This window comes from Streptomyces sp. NPDC092045 (assembly GCF_044756005.1).
Lineage (GTDB): Bacteria > Actinomycetota > Actinomycetes > Streptomycetales > Streptomycetaceae > Streptomyces.
In genome coordinates, this window is sequence record NZ_JBIVSC010000008.1 from 192,785 (window position 1) to 209,557 (window position 16,773).

At 73.3% G+C, this 16,773-nt stretch carries 19 protein-coding genes; 10 read left to right on the forward strand and 9 right to left on the reverse strand.

Features of this window, described 5'->3' with window-relative positions:
• Positions 1-58 precede the first annotated feature (58 nt).
• The 3 genes from ACIQKA_RS21175 to hemL form a co-directional block, all read right to left on the reverse strand.
• Positions 59-1,342, reverse strand: coding sequence for a hypothetical protein (locus tag ACIQKA_RS21175; RefSeq protein ID WP_383156666.1), 1,284 nt, complete (start codon positions 1,340-1,342; stop codon positions 59-61).
• Positions 1,343-1,544: 202 nt separating this feature from the next.
• Complete coding sequence (locus ACIQKA_RS21180) at positions 1,545-2,192, reverse strand: histidine phosphatase family protein (RefSeq protein WP_383156712.1); 648 nt, start codon at positions 2,190-2,192, stop codon at positions 1,545-1,547.
• A 110-nt stretch (positions 2,193-2,302) separates the two neighbouring features.
• Positions 2,303-3,610: a glutamate-1-semialdehyde 2,1-aminomutase gene (gene hemL / locus ACIQKA_RS21185; protein ID WP_383156664.1), complete on the reverse strand. Its 1,308-nt coding sequence runs from the start codon at positions 3,608-3,610 to the stop codon at positions 2,303-2,305.
• 269 nt (positions 3,611-3,879) lie between these two features.
• Here hemL and ACIQKA_RS21190 point away from each other — a divergent pair, with 269 nt between their 5' ends.
• Together ACIQKA_RS21190 and ACIQKA_RS21195 are read left to right on the forward strand one after the other, a co-directional pair.
• The gene (locus tag ACIQKA_RS21190) at positions 3,880-4,488 is read left to right on the forward strand and encodes a hypothetical protein (RefSeq protein WP_383156663.1); all 609 of its coding nucleotides are present in this window, start codon (positions 3,880-3,882) and stop codon (positions 4,486-4,488) included.
• 289 nt (positions 4,489-4,777) lie between these two features.
• Positions 4,778-5,194, forward strand: coding sequence for a MerR family transcriptional regulator (locus ACIQKA_RS21195; RefSeq protein ID WP_383430859.1), 417 nt, complete (start codon positions 4,778-4,780; stop codon positions 5,192-5,194).
• Between the two features lie 28 nt (positions 5,195-5,222).
• On the opposite strand, the gene ACIQKA_RS21200 is transcribed toward ACIQKA_RS21195, so the two are convergent.
• Positions 5,223-6,329, reverse strand: coding sequence for an ABC transporter substrate-binding protein (locus tag ACIQKA_RS21200; protein WP_402541950.1), 1,107 nt, complete (start codon positions 6,327-6,329; stop codon positions 5,223-5,225).
• A gap of 255 nt (positions 6,330-6,584) precedes the next feature.
• Between ACIQKA_RS21200 and ACIQKA_RS21205 the strand changes: the two genes are divergently transcribed.
• Positions 6,585-6,830 carry a hypothetical protein gene (locus ACIQKA_RS21205; RefSeq protein WP_391095717.1) on the forward strand — a complete coding sequence of 82 codons (246 nt, stop codon included), beginning with the start codon at positions 6,585-6,587 and terminating at the stop codon, positions 6,828-6,830.
• A gap of 57 nt (positions 6,831-6,887) precedes the next feature.
• Here ACIQKA_RS21205 and ACIQKA_RS21210 read toward each other — a convergent pair whose 3' ends face one another.
• Positions 6,888-7,508 (reverse strand): TIGR03086 family metal-binding protein, encoded by a 621-nt coding sequence (locus ACIQKA_RS21210; RefSeq protein ID WP_383445101.1) that lies wholly within the window; start codon positions 7,506-7,508, stop codon positions 6,888-6,890.
• Between the two features lie 154 nt (positions 7,509-7,662).
• On the opposite strand from ACIQKA_RS21210, the gene ACIQKA_RS21215 reads away from it, so the two are divergent.
• Both ACIQKA_RS21215 and ACIQKA_RS21220 read left to right on the forward strand, forming a co-directional pair.
• The gene (locus ACIQKA_RS21215; RefSeq protein WP_383156654.1) at positions 7,663-8,523 is read left to right on the forward strand and encodes a DUF6597 domain-containing transcriptional factor; all 861 of its coding nucleotides are present in this window, start codon (positions 7,663-7,665) and stop codon (positions 8,521-8,523) included.
• Positions 8,524-8,537: 14 nt separating this feature from the next.
• A complete protein-coding gene (locus tag ACIQKA_RS21220) occupies positions 8,538-9,074 on the forward strand; it encodes a GNAT family N-acetyltransferase (RefSeq protein WP_383156652.1) in 537 nt (178 codons plus the stop codon).
• Here the strand turns inward: ACIQKA_RS21220 and ACIQKA_RS21225 are convergent.
• Positions 9,062-9,511, reverse strand: coding sequence for a GNAT family N-acetyltransferase (locus tag ACIQKA_RS21225; RefSeq protein WP_383156650.1), 450 nt, complete (start codon positions 9,509-9,511; stop codon positions 9,062-9,064). The two genes, ACIQKA_RS21220 and ACIQKA_RS21225, sit on opposite strands and share 13 nt — an antisense overlap.
• A gap of 169 nt (positions 9,512-9,680) precedes the next feature.
• Between ACIQKA_RS21225 and ACIQKA_RS21230 the strand changes: the two genes are divergently transcribed.
• A complete protein-coding gene (locus ACIQKA_RS21230) occupies positions 9,681-10,532 on the forward strand; it encodes an NAD(P)H-binding protein (RefSeq protein ID WP_402541951.1) in 852 nt (283 codons plus the stop codon).
• Between the two features lie 148 nt (positions 10,533-10,680).
• A complete protein-coding gene (locus ACIQKA_RS21235; RefSeq protein WP_383156647.1) occupies positions 10,681-11,421 on the forward strand; it encodes a Mut7-C RNAse domain-containing protein in 741 nt (246 codons plus the stop codon).
• Here ACIQKA_RS21235 and ACIQKA_RS21240 read toward each other — a convergent pair.
• Complete coding sequence (locus tag ACIQKA_RS21240) at positions 11,418-11,918, reverse strand: MarR family winged helix-turn-helix transcriptional regulator (protein ID WP_383160565.1); 501 nt, start codon at positions 11,916-11,918, stop codon at positions 11,418-11,420. The two genes, ACIQKA_RS21235 and ACIQKA_RS21240, sit on opposite strands and share 4 nt — an antisense overlap.
• 26 nt (positions 11,919-11,944) lie before the next feature.
• Positions 11,945-12,427 (reverse strand): hypothetical protein, encoded by a 483-nt coding sequence (locus ACIQKA_RS21245; RefSeq protein WP_383160563.1) that lies wholly within the window; start codon positions 12,425-12,427, stop codon positions 11,945-11,947.
• A gap of 143 nt (positions 12,428-12,570) precedes the next feature.
• On the opposite strand from ACIQKA_RS21245, the gene ACIQKA_RS21250 reads away from it, so the two are divergent.
• A complete protein-coding gene (locus ACIQKA_RS21250; RefSeq protein ID WP_383160560.1) occupies positions 12,571-13,335 on the forward strand; it encodes an SDR family NAD(P)-dependent oxidoreductase in 765 nt (254 codons plus the stop codon).
• 79 nt (positions 13,336-13,414) lie between these two features.
• On the opposite strand, the gene ACIQKA_RS21255 is transcribed toward ACIQKA_RS21250, so the two are convergent.
• Complete coding sequence (locus tag ACIQKA_RS21255) at positions 13,415-14,608, reverse strand: RtcB family protein (protein ID WP_383157459.1); 1,194 nt, start codon at positions 14,606-14,608, stop codon at positions 13,415-13,417.
• A gap of 175 nt (positions 14,609-14,783) precedes the next feature.
• Here ACIQKA_RS21255 and ACIQKA_RS21260 point away from each other — a divergent pair, with 175 nt between their 5' ends.
• Together ACIQKA_RS21260 and ACIQKA_RS21265 are read left to right on the forward strand one after the other, a co-directional pair.
• A complete protein-coding gene (locus ACIQKA_RS21260; RefSeq protein WP_391097075.1) occupies positions 14,784-15,719 on the forward strand; it encodes a DUF3558 domain-containing protein in 936 nt (311 codons plus the stop codon).
• A gap of 187 nt (positions 15,720-15,906) precedes the next feature.
• Positions 15,907-16,638 (forward strand): DUF3558 domain-containing protein, encoded by a 732-nt coding sequence (locus ACIQKA_RS21265; protein ID WP_383157463.1) that lies wholly within the window; start codon positions 15,907-15,909, stop codon positions 16,636-16,638.
• Positions 16,639-16,773: the final 135 nt, after the last annotated feature.

Sequence of the window (16,773 nt, forward strand, 5' to 3'; positions counted from 1 at the left end):
GGATGCTCGGTCGAGGTGATCGGTCGAGGTGGTCGATCGTTTCTGCCGGGCAGGTCGGTCAGGCGGTCGGGGAACCGGTCGGGGAAACGGCCCCGAGAAATGCGTTCCAACCACCGGCGGGCTTCTGTCCGACTCCCAGACCGCGCAGCTTCGCGAGAATCTTCGGGTCCTGGACGTCGAGCCAGTCCACGAACTGCTTGAAGGAGACGAGCCGGACGTCCTTCTTTCCGGCCATTCCCTTGAGCGCCTCCTCGACGGCGTCCATGTAGATCCCGCCGTTCCACTGCTCGAAGTGGTTGCCGACGAAGAAAGGCGCGCGATTCGTCTCGTACGCGCGCGTGAAGCCGGAGAGATACGCCTCGGTGGCCTGCTTGCGCCAGCCCGGGTACCGCGAGGGCATGCCCTTCGTGCTGTTCTTCGACTGGTTGGCGAGCATGTTGTAGTCCATGGAGAGGACCTCGAAGGAGTGCCCGGGGAAGGGCACGGCCTGGAGCGGGAGGTCCCAGATCCCCAGGCGCTTGTCGGGCCAGGTCTGACGGCCGCCGGGCGAGCTGGCGTCGTAGCGCCAGCCGAGCCGCTTGGCGGTGGGCAGCAGGTTGTCCTGGCCGAGGAGGCAGGGGGTGCGGCCGCCGACGAGCTCCTTGGAGTAGTCGAAGGGGAGCGGGTCGATCTCGGTCCAGCCGCTGTTGGTCTTCCACTCGGTGACGAACTTCACGGCCTGGTCGATCTCGCTCTGCCACTGGGCCGGGGTCCAGTGGCCGACGGAGCCGGAGCCGCCGCAGAAGTGCCCGTTGAAGTGGGTGCCGATCTCGTGGCCGTCGAGCCAGGCCTGCCGGACGTACTTCAGGGTGTCCTTGACGTGGTCGTCGCTGAGGTAGCCGATGTCGGAGGCGCCGACGCGGTTGTTCGGCGGGCGGTAGAGGTTCTTCTTCGCCTCGGGCAGGAGGTAGATCCCGGAGAGGAAGAAGGTCATCGCCGCGTCGTGGTTCTTGGCCAGTTCGAGGAAGCGGGGGAAGAGCCCGTTGCCGACCTCGCCGGCGCCGTCCCAGGAGAAGACGACGAACTGCGGCGGGGTCTGGCCGGGTTCGAGCGGGACGGGCGCGTCGGGCTGGTGGGGCTGCTCGCCGGTGTCGGCGGTGGAGCCGTCGCCGATGAGCCGGACCGGGTCCTTGCTCGGGGCGGGGGTGCCCCGGTCGCCCGTGGCGTCGCCGGGCTTCTCGGGCCCGGGACGGCCCGAATTGCCCTGGTTCGAGGTGCTACAGGCGGCGAGGCCCATCGCCGCGGCGGCCCCAACACCCGCCCCGAGGAGCCCCCTTCGTGTGATCCCGCTGATCTCGCGCATGTCGTCCCCATTCGCGCTACGTATGAACTGAATGTCATCCAAACCGACAAACAGTGAGATGCGGGGAGGAACACGGGGGTTCCCGTTAAATAGCACAAAAATTTAAGGGCGTTCGGATGACATGAACATCATCCGAACGCCCTGCACTGCGATCCGTCAAGCCGACCCCGCCCGGGAGACCGGGCCCGGTCTCCCGGAGGGCCTACGCCCCGAAGGCCTTCGACTTCCCCTTGACCGGCTTCGCGCCCGCGAGGAGGTGCGCCGGGACCAGGTCCCGGGCCGGCTCGCTGTACCCCACCGAGACGATCGTGTCGCCCCGGTACGTGAACGAGGTCAGCGACGCCAGCGTGCACTGCCGCCGCCGCGGGTCGTGCCACAGCCGCCGCTTCTCCACGAAGCTGCGGACGATCCAGATCGGGAGCTGGTGGCTGACGCAGACCGCCTCGTGGCCCCGGGCCGCGTCCTTCGCCGCGTCGAGCGCGCCCATCATCCGGACGACCTGCTCGACGTACGGCTCGCCCCAGGACGGCTGGAACGGGTTGGTCAGGTGCTTCCAGTTCGCCGGCTTGCGCAGTGCCCCGTCGCCGACGCCGAAGGTCTTGCCCTCGAAGACGTTCGCCGCCTCGATGAGGCGCGGGTCACTCGCCAGGTCCAGGCCGTGCGCCTTGGCGATCGGCGTCGCCGTCTCCTGCGCCCGCTCCAGCGGGGAGGCCACGACGTGCGTGACGTCCCGGCCGGCCAGGTGCTCCGCGACCCGGTCCGCCATCTGCCGCCCCAGGTCGGAGAGGTGGTAGCCGGCGCGACGCCCGTAGAGGACGCCGTCGGGGTTGTGCACCTCGCCGTGGCGCATCAGGTGGACGACGGTGATGTCGTCGTCGCCCACGGGCCGCTCGGCGTTCACGTCGTCCACGGTGCCCGTGTCCTCCACGGCGTTCACGTCCCCCGCGCTGCTCACGTCGCTCATGCCGTCGCCTCCGCGGCGGCGCGCGCGGCGGCCGGCAGGGCGGCGGCGATCCGCTCGACGGCCCGCTCGTCGTGGGCGGTCGACACGAACCAGGACTCGAACGCGGACGGCGGCAGGTACACCCCGTCGGCCAGCATCGAGTGGAAGAAGGCGTTGAAGCGGAAGGCGTCCTGCTTCTTCGCGTCGTCGTAGTCGCGCACCTCGTCGGAGGTGAAGAACACCGAGAACATGTTGGAGGCGGTCTGGAGCCGGTGCGCCACGCCCTCCTTGGTCAGGGCGTCCGCGACCAGGCCGCGGATCTCCGCCGAGACCGCGTCCACCTTCGCGTACGCGGCGTCGTCGAGCAGCCGCAGCTGCGCGAGTCCGGCGGCGGTCGCGACCGGGTTCCCGGAGAGCGTGCCCGCCTGGTAGACCGGGCCCGCCGGGGCCAGGTGGCCCATGACGTCGGCCCGTCCGCCGAACGCGGCGGCCGGGAAGCCGCCGCCCATGACCTTGCCGAAGGTCAGCAGGTCGGGCTTCACGCCGTCGACGCCGTACCAGCCGGCCTTCGAGGTGCGGAAACCGGTCATCACCTCGTCGGAGACGTACAGCGCGCCGTTCTCCCGGCACAGGTCCGCCAGGCCCTGGTTGAAGCCCTCGGCCGGCGGGACGACGCCCATGTTGCCCGGCGAGGCCTCGGTGATGACGCAGGCGATCTCGCCCGGGTTCGCGGCGAACGCGGTCCGCACCGCCTCCAGGTCGTTGTACGGCAGCACGATCGTGTCGCCGGCCTGCGCGCCGGTCACCCCGGGCGTGTCCGGCAGCGCGAAGGTGGCGAGGCCGGAGCCGGCCGCGGCGAGCAGCGCGTCCACGTGGCCGTGGTAGCAGCCCGCGAACTTGACGACCTTCGCACGTCCGGTGAACCCGCGGGCCAGCCGGATCGCGGACATCGTCGCCTCGGTGCCCGAGGAGACCAGGCGCACCTGCTCGACCGGCTCCACGCGCGCGACGATCTCCTCGGCGAGCGCCACCTCGCCCTCGCCGGGGGTGCCGAACGAGGTGCCGCGGGCCACCGCGGCCTGCACGGCGGCGGTGACCTCCGGGTGCGCGTGGCCGAGAATCATCGGTCCCCACGAGCAGACCAGGTCGACGTACTCCCGTCCGTCCGCGTCGGTGAGGTACGGACCGGAACCGGACACCATGAACCGGGGCGTTCCGCCCACGGCCCGGAAGGCGCGCACCGGTGAGTTCACGCCGCCGGGCGTCACGAGGGAAGCGCGGTCGAAAAGCGTCTGTGAGACTGGGGCTTCGTATGAATACGGCACTGTGATCCTGACCTGCGAGAACGACTTAGGGCACGACATCGGGAACGGAGGGACGGCGTGGACATCCTGTGCATTACGCCGGGGCGTACGGCCTCCGCGTCTGCGAAACTGGGGCGTCATAGGGATGGCTCACGGAATCCATGGTGTCAGAGGCCACGGCGTTCTCGCGGACGGGTGTTTCGCCGTACGAGCGCGGGGGAGGTCACTGTCACGATGATCGGGTCGCGCGGCGGGGTCGTGTTGCCGAGAAAAAGCAGTCGGGTGGAGATATGCATCGCGGTGGCGGACCGGGCGAGGGGACGGACGACCTGGGTCCGGAGTCTGCCCGGCGGGGAAGGCACCGGCGCCGGCGGACCGAGGACCCGATCCCGGACGCACCGGGAAAGCAGGGTCCGCCGGACGCCCGGGACGAACCGGCCGCCGGTGGCGGGAGGGGCCGGTTGGGGGTGACGTACAAGTACTTCGGCGCGCCCGACGGCGCCACGGCGGCCCGCGTGCCGATCTCGATGCGTCCCGAGGAGCTCGGCGGCGACGAGCTCGGCATGGGCGGCATGTTCACCAAGATCAAGCCGGAGACCATAGCGGCCATGGTGCTCACCGGCATCCAGGGCATGCCCCTGCACAAGGTGCCCCCGCTGGAGCTGGTGGTCCTGCACCCCGACTACGCGGTGGTGAAGCTGCCGATGACCGTCGTCGACCCGCTGCGCGCGATCGGCGAGGAGTCGGTCGGCGCCGCCGCCTTCATCTGGTCCACGGTCCCGGACCGCGGCGGCCCGCGCGACGCCTTCGACGTCTACCAGCTGCTCCACGAGTGGCAGGACTTCTCGGTGCGCCTCCACGAGGCCGGCCACCAGCCGTACTGCCTGGTGTGGCCGTGAGGACGCGCTGACCCACCGGTGACCCGTACGGGGCCTTCGGCCGGGCCCCGGCTCACGCGCGCCGTCCCCTCTTCTCGCCGTCCCCTTCTCGCCGCCCCCGTCTGTGTGGCGGACGGCCCACGGGCAGGCGTTTCGCCGCACTTCCGGCTTCCATAAGTGCTGAAATTAGGACGAATGGTATGGAATGCGCGGAAGCCGCGCTCTGTGGGAGTGCCCCGCGCCCCGGGGAAGCGCCTGTACCGGGGAAGTGCCTGTACGAGGAGGGACCTGACGCGTGAGCGGAGTACGAATGGCCGGCGAACCCATGCAGATCGGCGAGGTCGCCGCACGGACCGAACTGTCCCTGCGCACCATCCGGCAGTACGAGGACAGCGGCCTGGTCGTCCCCTCGGCGGCCTCCCCCGGCGGCTTCCCCCTCTACACGGACGAGGACGTCTCCCGGCTCATGGTGGTCCGCCGGATGAAGCCGCTCGGCTTCACCCTGGACGAGACCCGCGAACTCCTCACCGCCGTGGACCGGCTGGCCGCCGACCGACCCGGCACGGACACGGAGCTCGACCCGGACGAGCGGGCCGCGCTCGTGTCCCGCGTCCGCCGCTACGAGCAGGCCGCCGCCGAGCGCGTCGCCGACCTGCGGGCGCAGCTCGCCCGCGCGGAGGAGTTCGCCCGGTCCCTCGGCTCCCGCCTGGCGGCGTCCCCGGCCTGAGCCGAAGGACCCGCCTCGGGGACCCGCCTCAGGGGGCCAGCGCCTCCGCGAGATCGCGGAGGAAGCGGGCGTACGCGGCGGGGCTGGGCGGGGTCTCCGGGTTCCAGGGCGCGAGCCGCACCCCGCCCGGGAGCGCGTACGGGGGCGTGGCGTGCTCCCGGCTGTCGAAGAGGACCAGGTCGGGGCGGAGTTCGGCGACCCGTTCCCAGCCGGAGGTGAGCCAGTTGGCGCCGGGCCCGGGGCCCGGGTCGAGCAGCCGGACGCCGAGTTCGGCGAGCCACGCAAGCTCGGGCCAGGCGTGCGGACGCGCCAGGTGCACCTGCTCGGGCCCGGCCCCGGAGAGCGCGAGCACCCCGAGCCCGCTCCGCGCCGCCGCCTCCCGGAGCGCCGCCCGGGCGGCCTCGAACTCCGCCAGGGCGGCCCCCTGACCGGGCCCGACGGCCGGACTCACGGTCACCGGCGTCACGATCTCGGGCCCGACGGCGTCCGAACCGACGATCACGGGAGCGCCGGCCACGGGGACGCCGAACGCCGGGGCGCCGGTCACGGGGGCGCCGGCCTCCGGGTCTCCGACCCCGGCGACTCCGGCCACCGGGCCGCCGGTCTCGAAGGCCCCGGCGGCAGAGGTCCCGGTCCCGGGGACCGCCGTCCCGGGGGCCCCGGCCTCCGGGCCCGTGGCCGGTGGCGCCCCGGCTTCCGGGCCGCCGACCCTCAGCCCGGCGGCCAGCGCCGCGAACCGGTCGAGGATGGCCGGCAGGTCGAGCTCGCTGCCGACGGAGAGGGCCACCAGCGGCACCCCGAGCCGCTCGACGAGCGCCTTGTCCAGCGCGTACGGGCTCTTCCCGTCGTACGTCACGTCGACGACGACGTCCGGCCGCAGCTCCCGCAGCACCGCCTCCCCCAGGGCCCGGCCCGGCCCGAGGTACGGCACCCCGACCGCCTCCAGGACGCCCGCCTTCGCCGGGTCGTACGCGTCGCCGTCGTGGGCGGAGCCGTACACCGCGACCGGTATCACCCCCAGGTCGTACAGGGCGGCTCCGGCCCGCACGTACGCGACCACCCGCCTCGGCACGCGGGCCGCCCCCAGCCGCTCGCCCCTGTCGTCCGTGAATCCCCACGCCTCTGTCCCGGACATGCGGCTGCTCCCTCCCCGGCCGGAATCTCCCTGTTCCGCCACCTTGGAACGGTTGTCCGATCGGCACAAGAGGGCGTGCGCCCCCGCGCCGGCCCGGGCGGGGCCCGGCTCCCCCTGCCGAAAGGCCCCGGGGAGGTGTTGACTGAACACGTCGGAAGGAAGCAGAGGAAGCCGTAGGAATCGCCCCGCCGTCGTGCGGGCGCGCCGCCTGCCGGGGCGCACGCGCACGGGCGGCCCCACGCCCTGGAGTGCGCCATGCCCTTGCCCGGCCGGTTCTCCGACCCCCGTACGATCACGTTCTTCGGCCTGCTCGCCGCCACGACGGCGGCGGGCCTGACCCTGGGCCTGCGCGTCCGGGCCGCCCGCCGCGACCGGGCGGGCGTCCCGCTGGAGCGCGTCTGGCACCCGCAGGAGTCCGTCCCGCTGACGCCCGCCGAGGAGCACGCCTTCGGCCAGGTCGCCCACCGCCTCTCCCCCGGCCCGGTGCACCGCCCGCGCTGATCCGCCGGGCGCGGCCTACGGGGTGGGGTCCATCCGGGAGGGGCCGCCGGGCGCGGTCTATGGGGTGGGGTCCACCGGGGAGGGTCCGCCGGGCGCGGTCCAGCGGGCGCGCGGGTCGCGGCCCGTCGTGGCGAGCAGCCGCTCGAAGGCGGTGGCGTCCCCGGGCAGCTCGACGGCGTCCCCGAAGACGCCCATCCGCCGGGCCGTCGGAGCCATCCCCTCCACCTCCCCGGCGAGGCCCGCCACCACGGACGGGTCCGGCTCGAAGGCCCGGCCGGTGGCACGGGCCAGGTCCCAGGCGTGCACGGTCAGGTCGAGCAGCACCATGCAGCCGACCGTCCGCGCGGGCAGCCCCATCGCCCCGGTCGTGCCCTCCTCGGCACCGGGTGCCGACCACGCCTCGACCAGTTTCCCGGTCTCCGCCGCGAACAGCTCGCGCCAGCCGGGATCGGCGACCGGGTCCGGGGTCCCGGAGAAGTCGGGCGTCCCCTTGGCGGCGAGGACCTGGAAGTTCACGACGACGGAGAAGAGGTGGTCGATCAGGGCCCGCACGTCGTACTCGGCGCAGGGCGTGGGCGCGCCCAGCGACGCGTCGGCGATGCCGCCGACCACGGGAACGGCGTCGTCGGCGGCGGTCCGGAGCAGGTCACCGATGGAGAGCTGGGCCTCGTTCGTCATGATCCCGACGCTACGGAAGCACGCCCGGCCCGGTCTTGAAGAAACACGACAGCCGGCGGACGAGAGGCGCCCGGGGCGTGTCCGGCGGATCACGGCCGGGTGCGCCGCGTCCCGTCCGACCCCGATCGACGGGACACCCCCTAGCATGCGGGGCATGCCGGACTCCGCGCCCCGCCGGGACACCCGGGGCATCGTCGACCCCGCCGGACTGCTCTCCCGCGTCCGCTTCCGCCGTCACCTCCCGGCGCCGGAGCTGCGGCCCTACCTGGAGCACTACTGGCTGATCGACTGGGAGCTCCCGGAGCCGTACGCGAGCCACGTCGTCCCGCACCCGTCGGTGAACGTCGTCTTCCGGCGGCACGGCCCCCTGGGCGCCCCGGCGGCCGGAGCGCACGCGTCGGCCGAGGTCTCGGGGGTCGGGCTCGGCCTGTTCACCCACAAGCTGGCGGAGGCGGGCCGGGTCTGCGGGATCCAGTTCCGCCCCGGCGGTTTCCGGCCCTTCGCGCCCGCGTGGCCGGTGTCGGCGTGGACGGGCCGCCGCGTCCCCCTGACCGACGCCTTCCCCGACGTCCCGGACTCGCCCGGCGCCGGGGCCGCCACGGCCGCCGTCCTCACCCCCGACGGGGACCACGCGCGCGTGGCGGCGCTCGACGCCTTCCTCCTGGCCCGCGGACCGGTCCCCGACCCGGCCGCCGACCACGCCGTGGAGCTGGTGGAACTGGTCCGTTCGGACCGCACGGTCCGCGGGACGTCCCGACTCGCCGCCGCGTCCGGCCTGTCGGCCCGCTCCCTCCAGCGCCTCTTCGCGAGCCACGTCGGGGTCGGCCCGAAATGGGTGATCCTGCGCTACCGGATCCACGAGGCCCTGGAACGCGCCGAGGCGGCGGGCGCCCCGGACTGGGCCGCCCTCGCCGCCGAACTGGGCTACAGCGACCAGGCCCACCTCGTACGGGACTTCACGGCGACGATCGGAGTGCCGCCGGCGGCGTACGCCCGTGGACCGTCAGTGCCGTGACCTACGGTGCGGGGATGGACGACGACACCTCGCGCGTACGCCTGGAACCCTGGTCCGAGGAGGACGCCGGACTGCTGCGCGCCCTGAACGCACCGGAGCTGACCGCCCACCTCGGCGGCCCGGAGACCGAGGAACAGCTCGTACGGCGCCACCGGCGGTACGTGGACATGGGCGCCGCGGACCCGGGCGCGGGCAGGATGTTCCGGATCGTGCTGCTCCCCGGGGAGACCGTGGCGGGCAGCATCGGCTTCTGGGCGCGGACCTGGGACGACGAGCCGGTGTACGAGACCGGATGGGCCGTGCTGCCGGGCTTCCAGGGCCGGGGCGTGGCGACGGCCGCCGCGCGGGCGGTGGCCGCGGAGGCCGGGGCGGCGGGCCTGCGCCGGCATCTGCACGCCTTCCCGTCCTCGGACAACGCCGCCTCGAACGCGGTGTGCCGCAAGGCCGGCTTCGAGCCGCGCGGCGAACGGGACTTCGAGTATCCGCCGGGCCGCCCGATGCGCTGCACCGACTGGCGGCTCGACCTGGGGGTCCCGGCTCAGGAGTCCTGACCGGGCGCGGTGAGCGGCCGGGTGAAGTGGAACGCCACGATGTCGAAGCGCTCCCGCAGGTAGAAGCGGTGGGCTCCGGTGCGGTGGGTGCCGGAGTCCAGGTTCAGCTCGTGGCAGCCGGCCTCGCGGGCCCGGCCCTCCAGGTGGGCGACGAGGGCGTGCCCGACCCCGGTGGAGCGCTCGGCCGCCGCCGTCACCAAGTCGTCGACGTACAGCTTGCGCAGGGAGCTGGTGTTGACGACGATCCGCCACCCGGCCGCGCCGACGCAGCGCCCGTCGTCCGCGTAGGCGGCGCTGAACCGCAGCCCCTGGGCGTGCCCGGCCCCGTACACCTCGCGGAAGAGCTCCGGGGTGAGGTGGGGGCGGAGTTCGGAGAGGACCGGGAGGAGGTCGCTCTCCAGGCGGGGGTCGCCCGGTGCGAGATCGGTGATCTTCATGCCGGGACGGTACCCCAGGATTTTTCGGGGTTGACCGCCGAGGCGCCGTCCCGGATATTTATCTGCGTCACGCAGATTATTCGTAGCGCAGTCGAAGGGGCCGGACCGGCCGGACCTCCCGCCACCCTCCGCCGACCACCCGTCGACCGCCGTCCCGGAAGGACGTCCCATGACCGTTCTCGTCACCGGCGCCCGCGGCCGCGTCGCCTCCACCCTGCTCGAACTCCTCGTCGCCGCCGGCATCGAGGCCAGGGCCGGATCCAGGAACCCCGCCGACCTCTCCCCACCCGCCGGAACCGGCACCGTGCACTGCGACCTCACCGACCCGGCCACCTTCGACACCGCCCTGAAGGGCGTCGACTCCGTCTTCCTCTACGCCGAGGCCGCCCACGCCGACACCTTCGCCGAACGGGCCCGCGCCGCCGGCGTCGAGCACGTCGTCCTGCTCTCCTCCAGCGCCGTCCTCGCCCCCGGCGCCGGGGAGAACGCCGTCGCCGCCCGCCACCTGGCGGCCGAACGCGCCCTGGCGGCCGCCGCCGCGTCCGGCGCCTTCGAGGCCACCCACCTCCAGCCCGGCGCCTTCGCCACCAACGCCCTCGCCTGGGCGCGGCCGCTCAAGGCGGGGCGCGGCCCGGACCTGCCCCACCCGCACGCGCACAGCGACCCGATCCACGAGCGCGACCTCGCCGAGGCCGCCCTCGCGGTCCTCACCGAGCCCGGACTGCGCGGCTCCTCCCACTGGCTGACGGGCCCCGCGTCCCTGGACTTCACCGAACAGCTCGCGATCCTCGCCGAGGCGACCGGACGCCCCGCACCGCACACCGCCGTCACCCCCGAGGAGTGGAAGAGGTCGGTCGCCGCCTTCATGCCGGAGCCGCTCGCGGACGGCCTCCTCGCCCACTGGGCCGCCCACGACGGCCGGCCCGCGCCCCTGACCGACACCGTGGAGACACTGACCGGCCACCCGCCCCGCACCTTCGCCACCTGGGCCGCGGACCACGCGGAGGCCTTCCGCCCCTGACCGACCGGCCCGCGCCCCGCCGCGCTCCCCGCCCAGGACCGTCCCGGACCACAGAACCGCCCGGCCGCCCGGACCGACCGGACCGCTCCGGGCCGCTCCGGGCCGAATTCCCTGGCAGCCCGTCCGCCCCCGGTGACATCCTGTCCCCGTGAACGGACCGGAGATCCAGATCAGTTTCGCCCCCGGCCTGCGGCTCTTCGTCCCGTCGGAGCGGCGCACCGGCCCCACCCCGGTGACCACCGACGGCGCCTCCTCGCTCGGCCACGTCGTGGAGTCACTGGGCGTGCCCCTCACCGAGGCGGGACGGCTCCTGGTCGACGGACGGCCCGTCGAGGCCTCGCACGTCCCGAGCACGGGCGAGACGGTCGAGGTCGAGGAGGTCGGCCGCCCGCAACCGGTCCCCGGCGCACCCCTCCGGTTCCTGCTCGACGTCCACCTCGGCACCCTGGCCCGGCGCCTGCGCCTGCTCGGCGTGGACGCCGCCTACGAGAGCGAGGACATCGGCGACCCCGCCCTGGCCGCGCTCTCCGCGCGGGAGCGCCGCGTCATGCTCTCCCGGGACCGCGGCCTGCTGCGCCGCCGCGAACTGTGGGCGGGCGCCTACGTCTACAGCGACCGTCCGGACGAGCAACTCCGCGACGTCCTCGAACGGTTCGCGCCGCCGCTCGCGCCCTGGACCCGCTGCACGGCCTGCAACGGCGCGCTGAGCGAGGCCGACAAGGACGCGGTGCGCGAGCGGCTGGAGCAGGGCACCGAGAAGACGTACGACGTGTTCGCCCAGTGCGTGGAGTGCGACCGGGTCTACTGGCGAGGCGCCCACCACGCGCGCCTGGAGGAGATCGTCTCCGACGCGGTACGGGAATTCGGCGGGGCGACGACGACCCCCTAGGGGGTGTCCGGCCGGTCGAGGTCGCCGTCGCGCAGCCGCTCGACCTGCCGGGCGCTCACCTCGACGGTGCGCCGCATGTGGGCGATGAGCAGGGCGACCTCGGCGTCGGTGTAGACGTCGAACATCGTGCCCCAGGTGCCGTTCAGCCTCCGCCACAGGGCGCCGAGCTCCGCCGTCCGCTCGGGGACGAGCGAGACCAGGACCCGGCGCCGGTCCTCGGTGTCGCGCGCCCGCGTCACGTACCCGGCCCGTTCGAGACGGTCGACGAGCCGGGTCGCCGAGCCGGTGGTGAGCCCGGTCAGCTCGGCGACCCGCCCGGTGGTCACCGGCCCGCCCTCCAGACTGAGCAGGTTCAGGCACTGCACGTCGGTCGGATGGAGCCCCAGATGGTCCGCGACGGCCTGGTTGAACAGGGCGTAGGCGGCCATGTAGCGGCGGGCCTCCCCGTACAGCTCGGTCATCAGCGCCTCGCGCCGGGCGGAACTCTTCTGCGTCATGCGGAGAGCGTACGGACGCCGCTCGCTCAGAAGACGTACGGGTCGCCGGTGGCGAGCACCAGGACGTGATGCCGGTCGTTCGCCGGGTTCCGGTCGACCGACCCGTCCCGCCAGGCCGTGGCGACCTCCACCGTCAGCTCCTGCGGAAGCCCCGCCGTCCGCAGGTCGAGCGCCAGCGCCCGGCCCCCGCCGCCCGCCGGAAGCTCCCCCGTCCGGCAGGACACCACCCGGTCGCTGCTCCACAGACAGGCCGACGGCAGCTCGTGCCCGCCCGCCATCGGCACCGAGAAGGCGAGCCGGACCGTCGCCCGGGAGAGAGCGGCGGGCCCGTGGTTCTCGCTGACCAGCCGGACGCCGAGCCGCCCGTCCCAGAGCGCGACGTGACCGTGGTGGGAGAGGTCCGCCTCGGGGCCGTCCACGGGCCCCGCCGCGCCGGCACCCGCCCCCGCACCCACCACCGCGGCGACCGCGAGAGCGGCCCCGAACACCCCCTGACGCAATCCACGCATAAACACAAAATAACCACGGAACCGCACGCCTCAGCGCAGCCCAGGCCCGCGTGTCCACGACCCGGCCGCCCCCGATCCCCTCCCCCGGCCCCACCTATCCTGACCGGACGACCACCTTCGATCACCTGCGCGAGGAGCCCGCCATGACCGCCTCCGGTACCCCCATCGCCGTCGTCACCGGCGCGAGCAGCGGAATCGGCGCCGCCACGGCCAGGCAGCTGGCCGCCGCCGGCTACCGCGTGGTCCTCACCGCCCGCCGCAAGGACCGCATCGAGGCCCTCGCCGACGAGATCAACGACGCCGGCCACCAGGCCACCGCCTACGCCCTCGACGTCACCGACCGCGCCGCCGTCGACGAGTTCGCCACCGCCTTCCGCACCCTCGCCGTCCTCGTCAACAACGCGGGCGGCGCCCTCGGCGCCGACCCCGTCGCCACCGGCGACCCCGACGACTGGCGCCGCATGTACGAGGTCAACGTCCTCGGCACCCTCCACATGACCCAGGCCCTGCTCCCCGCCCTCACCGCGAGCGGCGACGGCACGGTCGTCGTCCTCTCCTCCACCGCGGGACACGGCACCTACGAGGGCGGCGCGGGCTACGTCGCCGCCAAGAACGGCGCCCGCGTCCTCGCCGAAACCCTCCGCCTGGAGATCGTCGGCACCCCCGTCCGCGTCATCGAGATCGCCCCCGGCATGGTCAAGACCGACGAGTTCGCCACCACCCGCTTCCACGGCGACACCGACAAGGCCGCCAAGGTCTACGCCGGCGTGGCCGCCCCCCTCACCGCCGACGACGTCGCCGAAACCATCACCTGGGCCTGCACCCGCCCCCCGCACGTCAACGTCGACCTCCTCGTCGTCCGCCCCCGCGCCCAGGCCTCCAACACCAAGGTCCACCGGGAGCTGTAGAGAACCGCGGGAGGGGCCGGCGCGTACGCACCGGCCCCTCCCGCACCCTCCCGAAGCCGCGAGGCCCCGGAGGAGGGACTCAGCCCTTCACGCAGACGACCTGCTTCAGCTTCGCGACGACCTCCACCAGGTCCCGCTGCTGGTCGATGACCTTCTCGATCGGCTTGTACGCGCCCGGGATCTCGTCCACGACGCCGGAGTCCTTGCGGCACTCCACGCCCCGCGTCTGCTCCTCCAGGTCCCGCGTCGTGAAGCGCCGCTTCGCCGCGCTCCGGCTCATCTTCCGGCCCGCGCCGTGCGAGGCCGAGTTGAAGGACGCCGCGTTCCCGAGGCCCTTCACGATGTAGGAGCCGGTGCCCATCGAGCCCGGGATGATCCCGAACTCCCCGGAGCCGGCCCGGATCGCGCCCTTCCGCGTGACCAGCATGTCCATGCCCTCGTACCGCTCCTCCGCCACGTAGTTGTGGTGGCAGGAGATCACCGGCTCGAAGGCCACCCGGGCCTTGCGGAACTGCCGGCGGACGACCTCCTGGAAGAGCGCCATCATGATCGCGCGGTTGTACTTCGCATACTCCTGCGCCCAGAAGAGGTCGTTCCGGTAGGCGGCCATCTGCGGGGTGTCCGAGACGAACACCGCGAGATCGCGGTCTATGAGCCCCTGGTTGTGCGGTAGCTTCTGCGCTTCACCGATGTGGTACTCGGCAAGCTCCTTACCGATGTTGCGGGATCCGGAGTGCAGCATGAGCCACACCGAGCCCTGCGTATCTATACAAACTTCCGCAAAATGATTCCCTCCGCCCAGCGTCCCCATCTGCTGCCCCGCCCGTTCCCGCCGGAACTTCACCGCGTCCGCGATCCCGTCGAACCGCGACCAGAAGTCCTCCCACCCGGCCGTCGGGAACTGGTACAGCCGCTTCGGGTCCACCGCCTCGCGGTGGAGGCCGCGGCCGACCGGGATGGCCTGTTCGATCGCGGAACGGAGGCGGGAGAGGTCGCCCGGCAGGTCGTCGGCGGTCAGGGAGGTCTTGACCGCCGACATGCCGCAGCCGATGTCCACGCCGACCGCCGCCGGGCACACCGCGCCCTGCATCGCGATCACCGAGCCGACCGTCGCGCCCTTGCCGTAGTGCACGTCCGGCATCACGGCCAGGCCCTTGATCCAGGGGAGCGTCGCCACGTTCCGGAGCTGCTGCATGGCGCCGCCCTCCACCGTGGAGGGGTCGGCCCACATCCGGATCGGCACCTTCGCCCCCGGCACCTCTACGTACGACATACTCCCTCGATTCCCCCGGAACGTCAGATAACGCAAAAACCGGAGCCAAAGCCCGTACAGGTGACAGGGGACCGGCATCAACGGCAGCGTGTGCGATAGACATTGTGTCCATCGGCCGGGTTCGCGCGGCAAACAGTTTTCGGGAAAGTCTTACGGGTGAAGGGAGCCTGGGACCGTGCAGCGAAAGAGGTACGCCCCCGGCGGCACCGGGTCCACGGCTCGCACCGCCCTCGTCCTCGCACTCGGCCTGGGCCTGGGCGCGGGCCTCTCCGGCTGCTCCTCCGGCACCCCCGCCGACGACGTCACCGTCGACGCCAAGGCCGGCGTCGCCTCCCCCGCCGCCTCCCCCGGCCGCTACCGCACCCTCTTCGAGCCGTGCGGCGCCGTCCCTCAGGGCGTCCTCAAGGAGATGCTCCCGGGCGCCGCCGCCCTGCCCGACCCCGAGCGCGACAAGGCGTACCGGGGCACCGCCGCCGTCACGTACGACACCGACCGGCGGGTCGGCTGCTCGTGGCGGGCCGACGCCCCCGAGACCTCGCACCGGCTCTCGCTCGACATCGAGCGGGTGGTCTCGTACGACGCCTCGGTCAGCGACGACGACCGGGCGCAGGAGGTGTACGTCCGCAAGCAGCTCGCGGCGGACATCCCGCTGCCGCCCGTCACGCCGTCCGGGACCGCCGGGACGCCCACCGGAACGCCCACCGGCACCTCCGGCGGCCCGACCGCCCCTCCGGCGCACAAGCCGTCGGCGACCGGCGGCGCGGATCCGGTGGACGCCGCCGCCTCCACCGCTCCCACGCCCGGCGCCCCCACGCCCACCGGGCCGACCGGTTCGGGGCCGACCCCGTCCGGGGGTCCCTCCACCACGGGTCTCGAGTCGCGCGTCCTGGAGGGGCTCGGTGAGGTCGCGTACCTCGACGACGTCCTCGGCGGGCCGGGCGCGAGCAGCCGCCAGCGGTCCGTCGGCGTGGTGTTCCGCACATCCAACGTGATCGTGACGGTGTCGTACCGGGAGGAGGCCACCGGTTCCGCCGGGGCGCCGGACGCCCGGGAACTGCAGGAAAGGGCCCTGAAGCTGGCCCGGTTGCTGGCCGACCGCCTGGAGGAGTAGCCGGTCGGTGGCGCTCCGCGAGCGGGAGGCGAGCACGTAACGTGTCGCCGTGGCCCACGGCCGTACCGCGGAACAGCAGGACCGCGGAGCGAGCAGGACCACGGAACGAGCGCCCGCACGACAGCAGGCCCGCACGACAGCCGTACCGCACGACCGCCGGACCGTACGACAAGCGACTGAAGGAACCATGCAGCGATCAGCTCCGCGACTCACCCGCATACTCGCCTGCGCAGCCGTCCCGGTGATGCTCGTCGTCGCCGGCTGCTCCTCCGACTCCGGCGACTCCGGGAAGTCGAAGGCGAAGGAGACGCCGGGCGCGTCGGCGTCCGCGACGCCCTCGCCCGCGCAGACGACGAAGACGGTCGAGCCGGCGAAGTTCGCGAAGCTGCCCCAGGTCTGCCAGTCGGTCTCGGCGAAGACGACCGAGGCCCTGGTGCCGAAGGCGAAGACCAAGAACGGCACGCCGGGCGTCTCCAGCGACCTGGGGAGCCGTGGCGGCTGCTCGTGGAACGGCCTGGACGACAAGGGCGTGAAGGGTTCGCAGTACCGCTGGCTGGACGTGTCCTTCTACCGGTACGAATCGGACGCCTCGCTCGGCAGCGGGCAGGAGCGGGCGCAGCAGAACCTCTCGAAGGAGGTCGCGAAGGTCGAGGGGACGGCCGGGGCGAAGAACCTCCGGACGACCGCGGCCACGGGGATCGGCGACGAGGCGAAGACGGTCACGTACCAGGAGACCAAGACGGGCGTGAACTTCGTGTACACGTCGATCGTGGCGCGCACGGGGAACGTCCTGGTGCTGCTGTCGTACAACGGCGCCGGTTACTCGGGCGCGCCGACGCCGACGGAGAAGGCGATCACGGACGGTGCGGTCGCGGCGGCCAAGGAGGCCGTGGCGTCGGTGGCGGCGGCCAACAAGTAACGGCCGACGAGCAGCGGCCGACGAGTGGCGGCCGACAAGCGGGAACAAAGCATCACGGAACGGCACATCTGTAGGGAGCCCGTCCCTCCCCCGGGGGCCGGGCTTCGTTCACATGTGCCACTCTGTGCGCGCGAG